Consider the following 17,073-nt stretch of genomic DNA (forward strand, 5'->3'; position numbering starts at 1 on the left):
CCCCTGCCTACCGGCCCACCCCGCACACAGCACGTCTTGCAGACCTTCTGAACCAGGTGGGCAGTGCCTGATCTTCGGCGTAGTCTGGTGTGGACGTGATGGGCTTGCGCAAGCTGAGCCCTGGTGGTCACGAGTACCTCACCAACACGGTCGCGTGCGGGGATCGCGACCGGCGGCTCGAACCCGGCGAGCTGTTGAGTGACTACTACCTCTCCCGTGGTTACCCGGCAGGCCAATGGTTCGGCGCCGGAGCGGAAGCCTTGGGGCTCTCCGGCGCAGTCACTCCTGCACAAATGAATGCCTTGTACGGCGAAGGCCGGCATCCGAACGCGGACGCCATCGAAGCGGAAATGATCGCCGACGGCGCGACCGCGCTCGAGGCGCTGAACGCGACCAAGCTCGGTCGGCGGTTCCCGCGGTATTCGGCGCTGGATCATATGCGCAGCACGGTTTCCCAAGCCTACAAGGACTACAACCGCGAACGTGGGCGCCCGGTCGGCGCACCGATATCCGCCACCGTGCGCGCGCAGTTACGGCGGGCAGTGCAGGTCCGGGCCTTCACCGACGCGCACAAAGGCAAGCCGCCCGGCGACAACGCGGAGTTGCAGAACTGGTTGGCTTCCCAGAAAAGCAGCCTCAAGTCGGCGGTGTCCGGGTTCGAGATGGTGTTCGCACCGGACAAGTCCGTGTCGATCGCGTGGGCGTTCGCGAAGCCGGACGAGCGCGAGCTGATCGCGGGTCTGGTTCGGCAGGCGGCGCGTGACGCGCTCGGGTACCTGGAGCGCAACGCGGCCTTCACCCGGCGAGGGAACATGGGTGAAGCGCAGGTCGACATCAACGGGATCACCGCCGCGCTGTTCGAGCACTGGGATTCGCGGGCGTCGGACCCGCATCTGCACATCCACGCGCTGGTTTCGTCCAAAGCGCAGCGCAGCGATGACGGCCAGTGGACCGCGCTCGACGGCCGCACCATCATGGCGGCCACGGTCACGGCCAGCGAGTACTTCGACAACCGGCTGCGCGATTTGTTCCGCCAGCACGGCGCTTCCTGGGTGCAGCGCGGCGCCCAGGGCGTCGATCTGACACGGCCGATCTGGCAGCTGGCGGGTGTCGATGTCGGGCTTGTCCGGCTCTTCTCGAAGCGTCATCGACAGTTCGAAGCCGCACGCGCGGCCAGGATCGTGGCATTTCGCAAGGAAAACCAGAAAGAGCCCACGCCGAAGGACATCTTCGCCATCGACCGGCTCGCGCAGTACGACAGTCGTCCAGGCAAGCAGCCTCCGAAGACACTGCAGGAACACGTACACGCCTGGCGCGACGCCGCCGCGCAACTTGTTGCACCGGAGGCGCTCGCCGCGATGAGCCGCCGCTTGTTTGCCGGGAGACAGCCGTACGACGAGGTCGATATTGCCTCTCTGGCCCGGGACACGCGCACCACGGTCTCGGAGAACTACGCGCACTTCTCATGGTGGAACCTTGCGGCAGAAGCACATCGTCAGTCAGCCGGCCTTTCCGTCCCCGTGGACAAACGTGAGCAGTTGATCGACGACATCGTGAGCGCTGTTCTCAGCGATCCCAGCACGCTCGCGCTGACCGGGCCGGCCATCGTCGAGGCACGGCGGTCGTTGCGGCGCCGAGACGGGGAGTCGGTCTTCGTCGAACGACGGTCGACCCGCTACACCACGACGGAAACGCTTGCGCATGAAGGTGATCTCGTCGCGTTGGCGCGACGGCGCGGCGGGCACCGGCTCCGCACGAGCACCGTGGACACGGCACTCGAGGGTCGGAAGCTCAACGCGGGACAGGAGCGCATGGTTCGCGAGTTCGCCCAGTCCGGCCGTCGCCTGCAGCTCGCGTTGGCCCCGGCCGGTGCGGGCAAGACGAGTGCGATGAAGGTCCTCGCGACTGCGTGGCGCCGCACGGGCCACCGCGTGTATGCGTTCGGTCCGTCGGCTCGCGCGGCCCAGGAACTGGGGTTGGCGATCGGCGCGAGGCCGCACACGCTGCATCAGTTGACCACGACGTTGCGCCTGGGTTTCGCCGACCGCGCGTTCCCGGTCGAGGCGGGTGATCTGATCATCATCGACGAAGCGGCGATGGCCGGAACCCACACGCTCCACGCCGTTGTGCGCTACGCCATCAACAAAGGCGCCGAGGTGCGGCTGATCGGGGACGACGCGCAGCTGGCCGCCGTTGAGGCAGGTGGCGCGATTCGGCTTATCGCCCACGATGTCGGCGCAGTGCGGTTCCGGGAAATCGTGCGATTCCACGGCCCTGATCGCGCCGCACAGGCCGCGGCGTCGCTGAAGATCCGAGTCGGCGACAAGACCGGACTGAAGTACTACGTCGACAATGACCGCGTTTCCGACGGCTCGTTGGAAACGATGCGCGACAGGGCTCACGCCTGCTGGCGGTCCGATCTCGATGCCGGGGTGCAGTCGCTGCTCATCGTGCCGACGAACGAAGACACCGTCGCCCTGAACGTCGAAGCCCGTCGGCTGCGCATCAGCCGCGGCCAGCTCGAACGCGGCAGGCAGGTCGAGCTCCACGACGCGACCACCGCCAGCGTCGGCGATTGGGTGGTCACCCGCCGCAACCAGCGCCTCCTGTCGCTGTTCGGCGGCCGGGATTTCGTCAAGAACGGCGACGTGTGGACCGTGAAATCAGTACACGGCAACGGAAAACTCACGGTCGAACATCGCCGCCACAAGGGCACCGTGACGCTGCCAGCTGGTTACGTACGGGCACACGTCGAACTCGCCTACGCCGCCACCGTCAACCGGGTGCAGGGCATGACCTCGACCGGGACCGCGCATCTGCTCGTGCCGCCGACCATGACCCGGGAACAGCTCTACCCCGGCGTGACCCGCGCGATGCGCCAGAACTTCATGTACGTGATCACGCACCACCACGTGATCGACCAGCATCAGGAGACACCCGAACCGTCCACCCCGGAGGCCGTCCTCACCGGCGTTCTCAACCACTCGGGCGCGGAGGTCTCGGCGACCGAAACCCTGCGCGACGCCCTCGCCGAAAGCGAATCGCTCGGCACACTGGTCAAGCAGTACAACTACACGGCGACCTACCGCGACGAGGAGCGTTACCTCGCCATCCTCGAGCGCAACGCTCCCAGCACACTCGACTGCGACGGTGAGGCCGCGCTGCTGCAGACCTTGCGCAACGGGCACGACCTCGGTTGGGAAGCAGAGCACCTCATCACCACTGCCCTTGGCCGCAGCGGTGTCGATGGAATGAAGGATCCCGCGGCGGCGCTGCAATCCCGGATCGCGAAGCACCTCGAACGACACGATCCCCCGCCCCGGAAAACGTCCGCGACGCCCCACGACATCGCGCGGTGGCGCGGCATCTTCGACACGATCGCCCCGCACGCCGCCGTCGAAGACCCTGGGTGGGACCGGGTGTGGCGGCGCGCGGCCGGAGCACTCGCCGCGGGCTACAACGTCGACGCCGCATTAACCGTGGTCGCGCACCAGCTCGACGCACGTGTTCGAGGGCCCGACCCGATGACCGACGACCGGTTCGCCGACCTGGCACTGCAGGCCGAGCTCGACCGGCGGAGCGAACTCGGCGAAGCTCATCGGCCGGCGGTGCCGTGGCTGGCCCGGCCCGACTTCACCACCGTTCGCTACTACCCGGGCCACGGCCAGTTCCTGCACGACACGAACACCGCAATCGATCACCGAGTAGACGAGCTCCGCGCCGCGGCAGTCCGCGAGACACCCGGATGGATCACCTCTCTCGGCGCCCGCCCCGACAGCCCCATCATCGCCGCGGAATGGGACGACCTCGTCGGGCTGGTCGCCGGCTACCGCGAGACCTTCAACATCACCAGCGACGATCCCACCGCCCCACTCGGCGAGGAACCCGAAAGCCACGGCGCCCGGGCACACGCGTGGCGCATCCTCACCGAGCGCTGGCAGCAATACGGGTGGACCCCAGCAACAACAGAAGCCGGTCCGCCCGAGCCCGAAGACCACGACCTTGACGAGTCCTTCGACGAGTTCGAACCGATCGACGAGCGACACGTCCTGGAACCCCTGAACGTCCTGGTCACCCGCTACGACCACCTCGCCCGCGACGGGGATGAAGACCGCTTCCTCGACGTCCTCGCCCGCTACGTCCCCGGGGCGATCAACGCCGGCGCCGAACCAGCCGCCCTCGCCGCACTGAGCCGGGCACAGGATGACGGCTGGCAAGCCGCGCGCCTGGTCCGCAAACTCGCCGACGACACCGGCTTCAGCTGGGCAAACGACCCGGCCGCCGTCCTCGCGAACCAGATCACCAACTACACGAACCACCGCCGTCCCCCAGCCCGGATCGCCGAACCTCCCGAAGCCGACGTCGTTCGCTGGCGCACGATCGTCAGCCAACACCTCCCAGACTCATCCGTCGGCGACGATCAGTGGAACATCGTCTGGCGACACGCCGCCGGTGGATCAACAGTCGGCCTCGACGTGGACACGGCGCTGGCAACCGCAGTGCGCAACGTCGCCCATGAGACCGGCGGCGCCGACGACGGCGATCAACGCCGCGTCGGCGAAGCACTCGTCGCCGAACTGAACCGCCAGCACCGAAATGGCGCGGGCCTCCAACCAGTCCTGCCCTGGCAAGCCGTACCTGACTTCGCCCGCCCCGGCGACTACCGCGGCAGCCTCGAACGCCTCGACGCGCTCAACGCCGAGATCGCCGCCCGCGCCGACCAGCTGGCTCACGAAACCGTTCGCCAGCAACCACGATGGCTTTCCGTGCTCGGAGAACGACCGACGGATCCCGCCGACGCCGCACGTTGGGACGAGCTCGTCCGGCTAGCCGCCGCGTACCGCGAAACCTTCGGGGTGACAACGAACAGCGACACCGCTCCACTCGGCACCCGCCCAGCAGCAAACGGACTGAAAGCGAAGGCGTGGAACAACCTGACCGACGAATGGAGGAACCTGATGACAACGCCCGACCGCGAAGCCGCCGAATCCGACGCCATGGCGACTGGCGAGTCGCGACGTGACACTCGTGACGCGCTGGTCGACGAGTTCCAGCAGGGCGTCGACACTGAGGCCAAGCAACTGCGTGAGGACGACGACGGCGCTGAGCGCGAACAAGAAGACTTGCGACGCGCCAACAACGAAGCTTCAGGATTCGGCTACTGAGCACACGGTGCCGTGGTTTCGACGCGAGTCAAAGATGCTGGCTGCGACAGAACGGCAACCATCCCAAATTTCCCGCAAGTCTGCTAAGTCTGAATTACTCAGAGCTTGGGCGCACCGCAGCTGGCGTCACTCGAACGGTGGTGTAGACCTAATGCCCGGCAGGTCTTTAATTCTTCTTCGTGCGCTAGCGCACTTCTGGGGATGAAACTGGGGCAAACAGACTTGTTCGCACGGTGCCTGTTTTGCGCTGCACTCATTCCCGACCTGAAGGAACGCAGTGGAAAGTGGGGTTTTCCGAACATGCGAAGATTTGGGCGAAGATGTCTTGTCGTGGGTGTCCTGACCGTACTTGCGTCATCGGGCTTCGCCATGACAGCTACGGCCGCACCCGCAATTCCCGCAGCCGTTGGTCAGCGTTGCTCGACAGTGACCGTCGACGGCAAAGCTCATCAGCGCTGCACCACGATCAAGTCGACAGGAACCAAGACCGTGCAGAACGCGCGTGCGGCGACAACGGCTCGCGCGAACGCACTCGCAACCACAAACGGGCCACGCACATTGGACGTTTCACCCTTGTGCGCACAGGGATACTACGATCCGGATCGCTTCACGTCCTGCAGCCAGGAAGGCTGGGTGATCACCGAAACCGAGACGGTTGACGGGGTCACGGAGCCGGTCGGCACACTGCCACTCACCATCGACGCATCGGCCCAATTCGGTACCGACGACACGGCGAACTGGACGCTGTCCGTGAGTATCACGGTCGGCGAGGGCCAAGGCACACTCCTCGGAGGCACAGGCGGCTCGATGAGCACCGCCTGCGGGCGGACACCGACCGTGTGCGAGACCAGCACTGGCAGCGAGGGACAACCGATCACACTCGCTTCGAACACGACGCACACCGCCGAATGGGACCAATACGACAACGGGCCCGCCGTCACAACGGCTAACACCGTGGATACCCTGAATGGCTATCTTGGCGTCATTCTCGACCTCGACGAGGGACTGGCGAACCCAGTGGAAATCAACGACGCGGCCAACAACACGCTTTACGGTCGCTGCGACAGCGTGAACCCCGGCCTGGACTGCGTCGACCAGTACGCCCCCATCGCGGTCGCGTTCGACGCCACGTCCAATGCCCAGATCGGCCCGGTGGCCGACCACGTCTACACCGCACAGGCCACCCTGCCGAGTCACTGGGGTAACCCGAATTACGCCGGCAGTGCGCTCACTCGCACGACCGACCAGACGGTGATCGACGCCAACCGCGCCGCGGCGTGCGCGGGTGTGGCGCCGTCGTGCGACGAATACCCCATGGCGACCACATATCAGGGCGCGTCCCGATCGGCGCCGGGCGACTGGTCGGCAGTCACCGTGCCGGATTCGGCGAATGACTCTCAAGGGGGCGTGATGAGCCAGTTCACCCGATTCGACCGCGTTGTCGACGGCGACCCGTATTACGTACTTGCCGTCCGCAGCGATGGATCGCAATCATGGTGACATGACCGCTACCACCATCGAATACGGCGACGACGTGGTGCTGGAAGTTCGGGTTTCGAACCGCCAGTACCACGTCGAAGCCAACGGCGACCGCGAAGATCCCTGGCCCTATCCAGCCGACGCCCTCACTACCGGCGAGGAGAATTGGTTCGGCGTGCTGTGCGGCACTGCACAGGGTCCCGTCAACCTCCGTGTCCAGTTGTTGCGGGAGAAGCCGGCCGACCAGCTCGACGAGCGCTGGGAAATGGTCGGCGAGCGGAGCATCAGCGTCGACGGGAAACACCTGCAGATCATCGAAATCGCCGCACCCGCACCGTTCCACACCCTGAAGACTGGCGCGGGCGAGTACCGCGCACGGATCAGCGTCGCCCATCGCTGGGAGGCTCGTCAGGCAGGAAACGTCACGAAGCCTCTGGAGGAACACTTTCTCCAGATCTGGCCCGCTGATGACCTGTCCGATCCGGTCGTGCTCCGCGGGCCGGACACCTACGCGATCAACTATCAGTGACCTCGGGAGCCGGCTCGAAACGAGACCGCCTCCCCAGCGCGCCAACCGCTTTGTGCCCATCAGCAAGACAATGTGCGTGCACCCACTCCGTGACGAGCCGCTCGGCGAAAGCGGGACGCCAGCGATCGTGCCAATACTGGGCATCGCGCACCGACGCGCCCTTTCCGACATGCGCTGCGCGCCAGGTGTAGGTGAGTGTGGCGAGTTCGGCGACCAGGCCTGGATGTTCGAGCCAGCAGTCCGGAATCGCGACGGCGCGGCTGCCCGGTTGGCCGACGTAGGTTTCGTTGTAGTACTGAACGAAGCACGCGATCGTGACAAGAGGTGTTTCACCGTGACGCCCGTTGTCCTCGGCCGCCGGAGGTGCGGAGTACGGCAGCCATCGCGCCCAACGCGGGTTGTCCTCCTGCTCGTCTTCCAGAGCAGCGATCTGTCGACGCAACCTATCGATCTGTGCCTGCTGAACCTGAGTCCGATCCCACAGGTCTTCGACCATCGCATCCAACTCGGCTCGCGAGCGGCGACGTCGATCTTCTGCCGGAGGCATGATCTCCTCATCAGTCATCCCGACCACCCTGGCGTCGCACCTGGGAGAAGCCGTCGGGCGTGATGGCAACATCGCCACGCCGGATGGCCGCGACATCGGCTCGTAACTGGTGCCAGTCGTCGCGTTTTTCGACGTCGACCGTGCGGCCGAGGATGGGCAGCAGGTTGCCATGGAGGATGAGGACGCGGCCGCGGTCGAGGGTTCGGATGTCGCCGGGACGGTAGGTGGGCACGGTTTCGGTTCCCACGGCGGATCGGCCAGGGCCGAGTATTCCGTCGCTGTGGTGTTGGTAGGTGCGGCGGCGGTGCTGGCCGCACAGGGTCGAGAGCCATTCCAGGGTCTTGTCGTCCTTCAGCCCTGGGAAGACGGTCAGGGTGAGGGTGTTGTCGATCAGCTGCAGGCGGCCCGGTTCTCCGTAGAGTTCGTCGAGCTGGGATCGCGACTGGGCGGACCAGTGGATGAGAACGCCTCGTCCCGCGGAGTCGGCGATCAGTGCTGGTAGCCGTGGAACGGGTGTTGCCGCGTAGAGCTCGTCAAGAATCGCGGTGATCGGCGGTTCCATGCGGCGCCGTGGTTGCTTCAGCGCCGTGTCTTGCGCGGTGGTCAGGATTTGCTCGGCCAGCGCCGTCAGCACCGGGCGTGCTTGGGGTGCTTGGTGTTCGCCCGCGATGACGAACAGGGATCCCTGGTGTGTAAGGAAGTCGTCAATGTCGAGCTCGTCGCCGGGATCAGGCGTCGCGAAGTGCCGGATGGCCGGGTTCATGAACGGTTCGATCGCGCGGCGGACGGACATCCAGACCGCGTCGCTGGTTTCGGCCACCATCCCGATCTCGGAGCGCAGGTTGTGCGCGAGCTCCGGGTGGCTGGGACGCAACAGTTCCACGGGCTCCTGGTCCGGCGGTTTGGTGACCGCCCACGCCACCAGGTCCGTGACCTTCCGCTGGTGCATGGCCGCGGCCAGCAGGTAGGCCTGCAGGACGATCGCGGCGCGCCCGCGGAAGACTTTGTCGTTGCCGCCGATGTCCTCGAGTCCGAGCGCGGAGGCTTCGATCAGGGTTTCGGCCCGGCGCAGCGCGACGGCGGGGTCGTGGCAGCCGGTGACCGGGGACCAACGGGCTTTGGCGGGCCACTCGACGGTGCCGGTCGCGTCGATCAACCAGACCGGTCCGGCGTCGGCGCGGCGTGTGCGCGCGAGCAGTCCCCATTCGGCCAGGTCGTCTTTGGTGGTTGAGGCCAGGAGCGCGCCGGGCGCGGCCAGGACCTTGTGCACGAGGTCGGTTCGGGACTTTCCCGAGCGGGTCGGGGCGATGGTGCCGGTCGGTGTCTCCAGCGAGGTGACCAGGCGTTGCCGGTTGGGGCCTCGATGCAGGGGCGCCGCGATGTCGCTGAGCGGAGCGCGCCGCCGCTGTGCGGGTGGGAGATCACCTCGTGTCCACCGGGCTGTTTTCCGTGCCGCGGCGGGCGTCAAGGTTCGGCGCAGGTCCCGACCTGAGGCGTGTCCTGGCTCGGCGGGTCGAAGCCTCCGCCACGCTGGAACCGCAACGGCCGAGATAACGCCTGCGGCGCCGAAAAACTGGAGCCCAAACACCAGCCAGAAGGCCTCGGTATCACCGGACAGCCCTGTTCGCCATGGTTCGGGCAGGCCCGCCGCGGGGTCGTCCGCATGGCGGACGATCGCTGCCGCGGCGGGCAGCCAGTGTTCGAACGGCGGCCAGGCCCAGGCGCCGCCGTGTGTTCCCGTCGCGATCACCGCAGCGGCGACAAGTGCTACTGCGACGAGGAAGAGCGTCAGCAGGCTGGCGCACAACAGCGCCATGAGCGCCACATCGCGATCCAGTCCCAGGCGGTCGGTACGTTGGCGCGGCATGACGGCCTATTCCCTCCCATGATCAAGCACGCGGGTCTCCGGATCCTTGGGAGGCGCCGACTCTGCGGATCGCGACGATGTCGTTCGCCCACGCGGTCAACGGTTCGAGGATGACGCCGGTGGAGCTGTCGGAGGCGTCGATGATCAGGTCATGACCGAGGTACAGGCCGACGTGTCGGGGGTTTTGTGGTGTGCCAAGGGAACCGGGGATGAACAGCAGGTCGCCTGGCTGCAGCTGGTTCAGGTCGGGCACCGCGTTTCCCGCGTGAACCTGTGCCAGCGTTCCTGCGGGGATGCCGACGCCGGCTGCGGCCCAGGCGGCGAGCACCAGTCCGGAGCAGTCGTAGCTGTCGGGGCCTTTGGCGCCCCACACGTACGGCTTTCCTTGTTGTGCCAGGGCGAAGGAGACCGCGGCGGCCTGCTGCGGGTCGGTGGGAAGGGTGTAGTCCGGCGGAAGCCCGGGGGTTTTCTGCGTCGGGTCGCGGGGGATGTCGGAGCCGCCCATGTCCCCGCATCCTGTTGTGGCGTGCTCGACCGATGCGGCGAGGGTTGCGGTGTCCCCGCCGTTGGTGGGCGGGGGTGGGTTGTCGGGTCCGGTCCAGAACTTGCTCACGATGTCGGCGGCCGCGGTCTCGCGTGGTGCGTAGCGGCCGGGGTATCCGCTGCGCTGCACGGCTTGCTCGGCCTGGCCGGGCGGTAACCGGTCCCAGCCATCGACGGTGAGGAGCCGGTCGAGGAACGCGTTCGTGGCGTAGACGGGGTTGAGGATCTGGGCTGGCGTGCCCCAGCCTTGGGAGGGGCGTTGCTGGAATACGCCGAGCGAGTCCCGGTCGCCGTGGTCGAGGTTGCGGAGCCCGGATTCGACCAGCCCGGTCGTGACGGCCAGGACTGCGGCACGTCGGGGAAGGTGTCGCTGTTGGACGACGTCGACGACCGTGCGGGCGATGTCCATCGCGTCGGCGTCGAGGGTTTGCTGGTCGACGATCACGCTCCCGCCTCCGGGGCCACCGGTGGCACAGTCGCTCAGCTCGACGATCGAGGTCGAGGTGGCCGCGACAACGGCGATCCCGACTGCCGTGATGGGTATGGCGATCATCGCGACGGCCGCCGCTGCCACGGCGGCGAGCGGTCCGGTGCTGGCTGCGGTGGGATCCATCAGAAACCGCCCGCGGGATCGTGCTCCGTCGGCGGGGTGGGGCGGAGTTGCGCGTTGGTGTCAAAGAGTTTTCTCTCGATCGTGCTTCTGACCGTCTGGACCTTGTAGCCGGTGCGGTTCTCCACTTTCCACAGCGCGCGGCCTTGTCTCTCGTTGGCCCAGCCCGTCGTGGCTTCCTGTTCCTTTTCCGACAGCGCGAGGATGTCCGCGAGTTGATCCGCGACACGCGTGGACTGTCCAAACAGGATTCGTGTGGAACACAGGGACAGCAGGTCTTTCGCGATGGACACCTCCTGGGACCCGACGGCCCCGACGGAGAGGAAGTCCGACGGCTTGTGACTGACCAGGACCTGGATCTTTCGCTCGGCTCGGGACAAGCGCAGCTCGCCGTCCACGGCCTGTACCGCCCGCAGCCCCAGGCGCATCTGCCGCCAGAGCTCATCGCGGACCACGATCCGGATGTCGCCGTCCTCCTGCAGATCCGTCATCAGCGAGGACCAGGATCCGAGACAGGTCAACGCCACCGCGATGGCCTGGTCGCCGCGGGTGCGGAGCCGGGAGAGGTCCAGGCTCTGCACGGGCGCGTCCCAGTCCAGGGTGAAATTGGTCGGTGCGTCGAACAGTCCCGCGAGCGGTCCGGAGATCAGGTTCGTCAGCGCGTCGGTGATGGAGCGCAGATGATCCAGGAAGTGTCGGCGGTCGGCGAACCGGGTCTGTGTCCACAGTGCGGGGTCGGGGTCGGCGAGTTCGCGTTGCACGTCGGGGATCGTGATCGGCCGCAGCCGGGTATATCCGTCCGCGACGCCGATCAACTGCCGTAGGACGGTGGAGAGGACGGCTTCGTCGGTGACAGTGGCGGTGTAGCCCTGTGCCTCGGCGAGCGCGACGAGGAGCTGGACCCAGCGGCCCAGGACGCCGTCGAGTTCGTCTCGCTGACGGTCGACCGTCCACGAATCCCACCGGCTCTCCAACGGCCCGAGGTCGAGGGCGTTGAGCCGGGCCCGGCTACCACGTCCGAGCATGATCGGGGTGACGCCCAGCGCGCGCAGCAGCGGAGTGTATTCGCCTTTGACGTCGCCGGAGATGAGGCTGCGGACGCCGAACACCATCATGCGCAACAGGAACGCGACGATGGTGCTGCTCTTGCCTTTGCCGGGTTCGCCGAAGCACACGATGTTCGGATTGGTGCACATCGAGCGCAGGACCCACTCGACGGGATGGCAGTAGAAGGCGCCACCGGAGTGTGCGTCGTAGCCGATCCGCGCCCCCACCGCGGGAATCGGGCTTGCCGCCAACAGCGGGAACAAGCCACCGATCTCGTGCGTGCTCGCCTGGTACACGGTCAGGGGCGCGGGGACCGGGCACCAGCCGTGTCCGACTTTCGCGTGCCCGCGACGAGGTGCGACCTGCCGGTTGATTCGCCGGGGTTGTTCCGGCGCTGGTGCCGGTGTGACCTGTCGCGGCGGGCGCGGGATTCCGAACGTGTGCAGGAGGTCGGCGGCCGAACGTTCGCCGTCGGCGATCTCGCGGTTCACGGCCGGCCTCCGCGCAGGCGCGGGAGCCCGACGCCGACCGGTAGGACCGCGGCGACGAAGCTGGAGTCCTGGGCCAGTTCCATCCGCAGGAGCTGGAATCGCCCGGCGATGTCGTTTTCCATCCGGGCCGCGCTGTCTTCGACGTTCCACGACGCGGGCACCGTGACGGCGGTGGCGACGGCGAACCGGACGATGCCATGCCCGGCCGCGACCGCCCGTTCCTGAGCGCGCGCTCCGCTGGCTTCCCGGGAGTCGGCCGCGCTGTGGTTGAACCCCTTGGAGGACTTCCAATCGCGCACCACACCAGTACGAAACCGGTTGCCGCGCACCGCGCTTCGCGCACGCCGGTGAGACAAGGTTTCGTAGTGGATCGCCACACTGCGCCGCTCGCCCACGGTCCGCACGGCGAGTAGTCCGCCGAGTGATCCGAACACGGTGCCGGATTCGGGCATCAGCACCGAATACGACACGGTCGAGAACCCGTCGTGGTGATACGCGCGACGCGACGGCGCGGGTGTGCGGGTCGGGCCCGCGGTCGCCCACCGGGTTTCCCCTGCGTTGCCGGTGGGGGCGGCGGGATTGAAGCCGGTATGGATCGCCGCCGCGAGTTCCCCGCCGGAGAGCCACTGCACGGTCTTGGCGCCGAGCGCTTTCAGTTTGTCCTCGAGCCCGTCGAGCACGCGATAGAGCACGACGGCACGCCCCTGGACTCCGCCGCCCGCCGCGGTCGCGGGCCTGCGCAGCCCGTCCTCGGTGCCGGACAAGGTCACGAATACTTCGTGGCGGACCGACACGGTCCCGACGATGTGGTCGAGTTCAGCTGTCGCCTCGCGCGCCAGGTGGGGCGCGTCGGCGCTGTCGTGGCGGGCGCGCCATTCCGCGTACTCGGCGCCGTCGTCGGGGACGGTCCGCACGAGCAGCGTCAGCCGGTCGATCACGTCCCTGTTTCCGATGGCCAGCAACAGGTTTCCCAGCCGCTCGGCGAGGCGCTCGCATTCGGCGGCCGACAGCATTCCAACGCCACTGTGGGTCAGACGAGCCGTGGCGCCCCAACGTCCCTCACTGGTGTCGTGGATCAGGCATACGCGCCCGGCATCACGCAGTGGCGGGCCGTCCGGGAAGCGCAGGCGAGCCAGCACGCCGGGAAGATCGGGCTCGGCCGGATCGACGGGATGTCCCGCCGCGCCCCTCGATTGCCAGTGCGACCACCCGAAGACCGAGCCCACCTGGAACAGCAGCGCGTGCCCCAGCCACCGAAACGCGGGCCTGCCCCGCACCGGGATGGTCACCAACCCCGCAACCGGACCGCACACCATCAGCAACAGCAACGCGCCAAGCAGGTCGTTGCCCGCCAGGGCCAAGATCACCGGAATGGCCAGGGCGACACAGGCCATTGCCTGGGCAGGGGTCAGGCCGGCGATCCAGCCTGCGTGCTCACGCCGGGACAGTCCTGAATAGACGCGGTTGGCGTTCACTCCACGACCTCCGGACCTTCGCCGCCCTCGGTGCCGTCGGTTCCCGGCTCCTCTGGAGGTTCTGGAGGCGCACCGCCCTCGGGTAGCGGCGGCTGGCTCCCCTCGCCTTCGCTGGGCTGCGGCGCAGCCTCGGTGTCGTCCGCGGGGTCCCCAGGTTCTGGGTCCGGGTCTTCCTGTTCGCCGTGCCCGTTGTCGGGTCGCGCTGGTGACTCGTCGCCTGTGTCGTCCGCTCCGCCGACGTCGAACCCGCCGTCGTCCCAGTCGTCGTCGCCGTCCTCGTCGTAGGCGTCCGATCCTGCGGTGTCGAATCGATCGGTGTTGGCGGTTTCCTGACCATCGTCGAAGGCATCGTCGCCGCCGGTCGCCGTCTTCCAGCCCGCGCTGGCGGCCTTACCCGACGGGCTGTCCTTGCCGTAGGAATCCGCGCCGGCGCTCTGCAACGTGTCGCGGAAGGTCGCGCCCGCGTCGCTGTTCGGGTCGACGAAGGCGAAGAGCTTGAACAACACGAACGGCACGATCAGCGACACCAGGAGCACCGCGACGCCCACAAGCAGACCCGAGGTTCCTTGGGCGCCGCCTTCGATCGCGACTCCCAGCACGATCGTGAACGCCAGCACGGGCTTCATCGCGATCGCGGCGAGGAGCCAGCGCACGCACGTCCAGAACCAGGACGCCGAGACCCGCGCCAGCAGGCCGGCCGCAGTCACGGGAACCGTAGCGACGAGGATGTAGATCGCCGCTTCGCGGAACAACATCTCGATGACGTAGCCGATCCCGGCCGGGACCAGCCCGAAAATACTGGCCAGCCCGAGAACGACGGCTTTCACGCTGTCGGAGAGCGCGTCGGTCAGCCCGGTCATGTTCAGCGCGTCCTCGAAACGGTGCGCGTGCAGTCCGTAATCCAGGATCGCGTCCGTGAGCGCGTCGGCCGAGGCGAGGAAGGCGCTCGTCATGCCGACCGTCACCGAGAGCGCGACACCGTACTGGAACGGCCCCGAGACCAGGCGGGCGAAGCCACGACCGCCGCGCAGCACCGTGACGATCATGTTCCAGAAGAACAGCCCGAGTGCCAGCACCCCGCTGATCCACAGCACCAGCGGCCACAGAACGGATACCGGTCCCTCGGTGGTGGACACGGTGAAGACCGAGAACTGGTCCGCGAGGTGGAACGCGGTGCGCAAGATCCAGAGCCCGGCGTCCCAGATCCCCAGCATGATGCCCTCGAACACCCCGGTCGCCTGTGCTTTGACCTCCTCGCCGGCGAGGTCACCGAGCTGACCGAACAGCTTGAGCCAGTCCCCGGGGTTCATCGGCCGCCGTCCACGGTCAGGGCGCGATAACCCGCCTTGACGGAGTCAAGGCTCCCCGGCCACGCCGCCGGCGCGTACGCCGCGCGAACACCGTGGCTGATCTTCCAGCCGCTTCCGGTCCAGCGCATGGCCTGGCAGTCACCGACTCCCAGCGTGGTGGAGCGTGTCTGGAACTCGAACGTCAGCTGTCCCAGGGTGCACACGACGGCGAAGTGGTTGTCCTCCACGGAGCCCTTGATCAGCCCGTGGGTGACGTCGTAGTCGACCCTCAGCCCGGCCTCGGCGCTCCCTGCGGAAAGTCCGGCACTGCGCCGAAAATTCGTGAGCAGCGTGTGGAGTCCGCTGTCCTCGGACGAGGGTGCGCCGGGCTCGGCGAGCCGCGCGTACGCGCGGTCGTACGTCGACGGGTCACCGCCTTCGACCGCTGTCTCGTTGAGCGCTTTGAGCTGCCCGAGCGCCCCTTCCGGGGTGTCCGGGAATCCCGTCGGAATCCAGGATCCGACCACAGTGGACGATCCCGGAACGGTGATCGCGGGCCCAGGCTCCTGTGGTGCGAGCCGGGTGGGCAGGGCTGCCTGCACGGGCAACGGCACCATCGCACGAGTCGCGAGTTCCGTCTCAGCCTGATCGTTCGCGGGTACGCGCGGTGCGGTCACGGGAAGCGGTGGCGGAGGTGTGACCGCGCGCGTGGTCCCGCGGTGCGCGATCACTAGTGCGGTGAGGCCCGCTGCGACGGAGGCGGCGATGACGGCAGCGATCACGATCCGGGAACGCAGACGGCGCCGCGCAAGGGTGATCTCCGAGGATGTGAACATGCGCTCACCCGCCGGCGAACGAGCTGATGAGCGTCCAGCCGATGCCGTAGAGGATCGCGCCACCGATCGCGCACAGCATCATGACGATGCCGACTTTCCCCGCACGATGATGATCGACCCACCGGCCTCCGACCCACACGATCAGACCGACGAAAAAGCCCAGCATCAGCGAAACTCCGGCGCCCCACTTCGCGTTGTCGAGCACCCCGAGGATGCGTTCAGAACCGGGTGGCGGTTCAGGATGTGGATTCGGGATCTGGGCGAGCCAGATCCCCAGGGCGTGCGCGAGCACCGCGGCCTCCCGTGAACCGCCCGGCGCGAAGCACCGGGCGGATGTCCTGGGAGGGCGTGTCGTACTGGGAGGGCTGGCTTAGGTCGTGATCAGCCGGACCGGGTAGATGCGCTGCGCCGGCGGTCCACCGGAATTCCCCAGCGGCGCAACATTGTCGCCAGCGGCGCGCGCACCGGTGCCGGCGTCACCGCTGCAGTGACCCCGGTCCGCGCGAGCTGCCGATGCCGGGGCAGGAATACCGAGCCGGGCAACAGAACCGACATCCGTCGCCCGGCCTGAGCGGCGACCGCCGACGGCCACCGCCGGGCACCCGTGACCACGAGCTGCGTCGGCGGTGTCACCAACCCAGAGCGGACCCACGGCTCGAGACGGGCAAGAACCTGCTCGCCGTGGACCACGCCGGGAAAGGTCGGGCGCACGACCAGCACCGGCCGCGGAGACGGACTCCCGGTCCGCAACCACGCCCCCGCACCGATCAGAGGATGGGCCGCCACACGCCACACGTCATGCCCGATGTCGACCACGGTCGCATCAACGCGCCAGTTCGCCGGACGCCAGAACTCCGGCGGCGGCACCATCCCCGGAACCAGCACCGGCGAACTCGACTCGACCCGAGACACCACGCTCCCCCGACGTGCCGAGAATCGGATAGCCACCGTGGGATGCGGCCCCGCGACGAGCGGACCGTCGTCCCGCGTCGCCCGATTCAAACCCGAACGCGACCGATCCGCCGTATCCACCAAAAGGCCTGAACGGGCACCGACCGCCAGCGCATCAGCCAGCGCCGCGGCAACCACGCTCGCACCGGCACCCGGGGACGCCGCCAGAACGGGTATCACACGGCCGAACTCACTCCAGTCGAACGGCGCCTCGGACACCAGCCCTTCGTAGTACTGCGCCATC

At 67.6% G+C, this 17,073-nt stretch carries 12 protein-coding genes; 3 read left to right on the forward strand and 9 right to left on the reverse strand.

Annotation, left to right across the window (positions count from 1 at the left end; genetic code table 11):
- Positions 1–98 precede the first annotated feature (98 nt).
- From mobF to FPZ12_RS07970, 3 genes are all read left to right on the forward strand, one after another.
- Positions 99–5,165 (forward strand): MobF family relaxase, encoded by a 5,067-nt coding sequence (gene mobF / locus FPZ12_RS07960; protein WP_243769741.1) that lies wholly within the window; start codon positions 99–101, stop codon positions 5,163–5,165.
- Between the two features lie 426 nt (positions 5,166–5,591).
- Positions 5,592–6,665, forward strand: coding sequence for a NucA/NucB deoxyribonuclease domain-containing protein (locus FPZ12_RS07965; protein WP_166462634.1), 1,074 nt, complete (start codon positions 5,592–5,594; stop codon positions 6,663–6,665).
- A gap of 1 nt (position 6,666) precedes the next feature.
- Positions 6,667–7,173, forward strand: coding sequence for a hypothetical protein (locus FPZ12_RS07970; RefSeq protein ID WP_144757713.1), 507 nt, complete (start codon positions 6,667–6,669; stop codon positions 7,171–7,173).
- On the opposite strand, the gene FPZ12_RS07975 is transcribed toward FPZ12_RS07970, so the two are convergent.
- The 9 genes from FPZ12_RS07975 to FPZ12_RS08015 form a co-directional block, all read right to left on the reverse strand.
- Positions 7,160–7,738 carry a hypothetical protein gene (locus FPZ12_RS07975; RefSeq protein WP_144757712.1) on the reverse strand — a complete coding sequence of 193 codons (579 nt, stop codon included), beginning with the start codon at positions 7,736–7,738 and terminating at the stop codon, positions 7,160–7,162. The genes FPZ12_RS07970 and FPZ12_RS07975 overlap by 14 nt on opposite strands.
- On the reverse strand, positions 7,731–9,587 hold the full coding sequence (locus tag FPZ12_RS07980) for a type IV secretory system conjugative DNA transfer family protein (protein WP_144757711.1): 1,857 nt from the start codon (positions 9,585–9,587) through the stop codon (positions 7,731–7,733). Before FPZ12_RS07980 ends, FPZ12_RS07975 begins: the two co-directional genes overlap by 8 nt.
- A gap of 22 nt (positions 9,588–9,609) precedes the next feature.
- Positions 9,610–10,743 carry a C40 family peptidase gene (locus FPZ12_RS07985; protein WP_208025790.1) on the reverse strand — a complete coding sequence of 378 codons (1,134 nt, stop codon included), beginning with the start codon at positions 10,741–10,743 and terminating at the stop codon, positions 9,610–9,612.
- The gene (locus FPZ12_RS07990) at positions 10,743–12,278 is read right to left on the reverse strand and encodes an ATP-binding protein (protein WP_243769726.1); all 1,536 of its coding nucleotides are present in this window, start codon (positions 12,276–12,278) and stop codon (positions 10,743–10,745) included. Before FPZ12_RS07990 ends, FPZ12_RS07985 begins: the two co-directional genes overlap by 1 nt.
- On the reverse strand, positions 12,275–13,753 hold the full coding sequence (locus FPZ12_RS07995; RefSeq protein WP_144757710.1) for an SCO6880 family protein: 1,479 nt from the start codon (positions 13,751–13,753) through the stop codon (positions 12,275–12,277). Before FPZ12_RS07995 ends, FPZ12_RS07990 begins: the two co-directional genes overlap by 4 nt.
- Positions 13,750–15,063, reverse strand: coding sequence for a hypothetical protein (locus FPZ12_RS08000; protein ID WP_144757709.1), 1,314 nt, complete (start codon positions 15,061–15,063; stop codon positions 13,750–13,752). The genes FPZ12_RS07995 and FPZ12_RS08000 overlap by 4 nt, the downstream gene beginning before the upstream one ends.
- Positions 15,060–15,659, reverse strand: coding sequence for a hypothetical protein (locus FPZ12_RS08005; RefSeq protein ID WP_144757708.1), 600 nt, complete (start codon positions 15,657–15,659; stop codon positions 15,060–15,062). The genes FPZ12_RS08000 and FPZ12_RS08005 overlap by 4 nt, the downstream gene beginning before the upstream one ends.
- 223 nt (positions 15,660–15,882) lie before the next feature.
- Positions 15,883–16,170: a hypothetical protein gene (locus FPZ12_RS08010; protein WP_144757707.1), complete on the reverse strand. Its 288-nt coding sequence runs from the start codon at positions 16,168–16,170 to the stop codon at positions 15,883–15,885.
- A gap of 89 nt (positions 16,171–16,259) precedes the next feature.
- Positions 16,260–17,072, reverse strand: coding sequence for a hypothetical protein (locus tag FPZ12_RS08015; protein WP_243769727.1), 813 nt, complete (start codon positions 17,070–17,072; stop codon positions 16,260–16,262).
- Position 17,073: the final 1 nt, after the last annotated feature.

Origin of the sequence: Amycolatopsis acidicola (assembly GCF_007713735.2) — a bacterium.
Taxonomy (GTDB): Bacteria; Actinomycetota; Actinomycetes; order Mycobacteriales; family Pseudonocardiaceae; genus Amycolatopsis_E; species Amycolatopsis_E acidicola.

What these genes read in the sequence shown, in the direction of transcription:
- FPZ12_RS08005 (WP_144757708.1), bottom strand. Translation starts at nt 15,659, where the DNA reads ATGGTGCCGTTGCCCGTGCAGGCAGCCCTGCCCACCCGGCTCGCACCA.
- FPZ12_RS08015 (WP_243769727.1), bottom strand. Translation starts at nt 17,072, where the DNA reads ATGGCGCAGTACTACGAAGGGCTGGTGTCCGAGGCGCCGTTCGACTGG.
- mobF (WP_243769741.1), top strand. Translation starts at nt 99, where the DNA reads ATGGGCTTGCGCAAGCTGAGCCCTGGTGGTCACGAGTACCTCACCAAC.
- FPZ12_RS07985 (WP_208025790.1), bottom strand. Translation starts at nt 10,743, where the DNA reads ATGGATCCCACCGCAGCCAGCACCGGACCGCTCGCCGCCGTGGCAGCG.
- FPZ12_RS07975 (WP_144757712.1), bottom strand. Translation starts at nt 7,738, where the DNA reads ATGACTGATGAGGAGATCATGCCTCCGGCAGAAGATCGACGTCGCCGC.
- FPZ12_RS07980 (WP_144757711.1), bottom strand. Translation starts at nt 9,587, where the DNA reads ATGCCGCGCCAACGTACCGACCGCCTGGGACTGGATCGCGATGTGGCG.
- FPZ12_RS07970 (WP_144757713.1), top strand. Translation starts at nt 6,667, where the DNA reads ATGACCGCTACCACCATCGAATACGGCGACGACGTGGTGCTGGAAGTT.
- FPZ12_RS08000 (WP_144757709.1), bottom strand. Translation starts at nt 15,063, where the DNA reads ATGAACCCCGGGGACTGGCTCAAGCTGTTCGGTCAGCTCGGTGACCTC.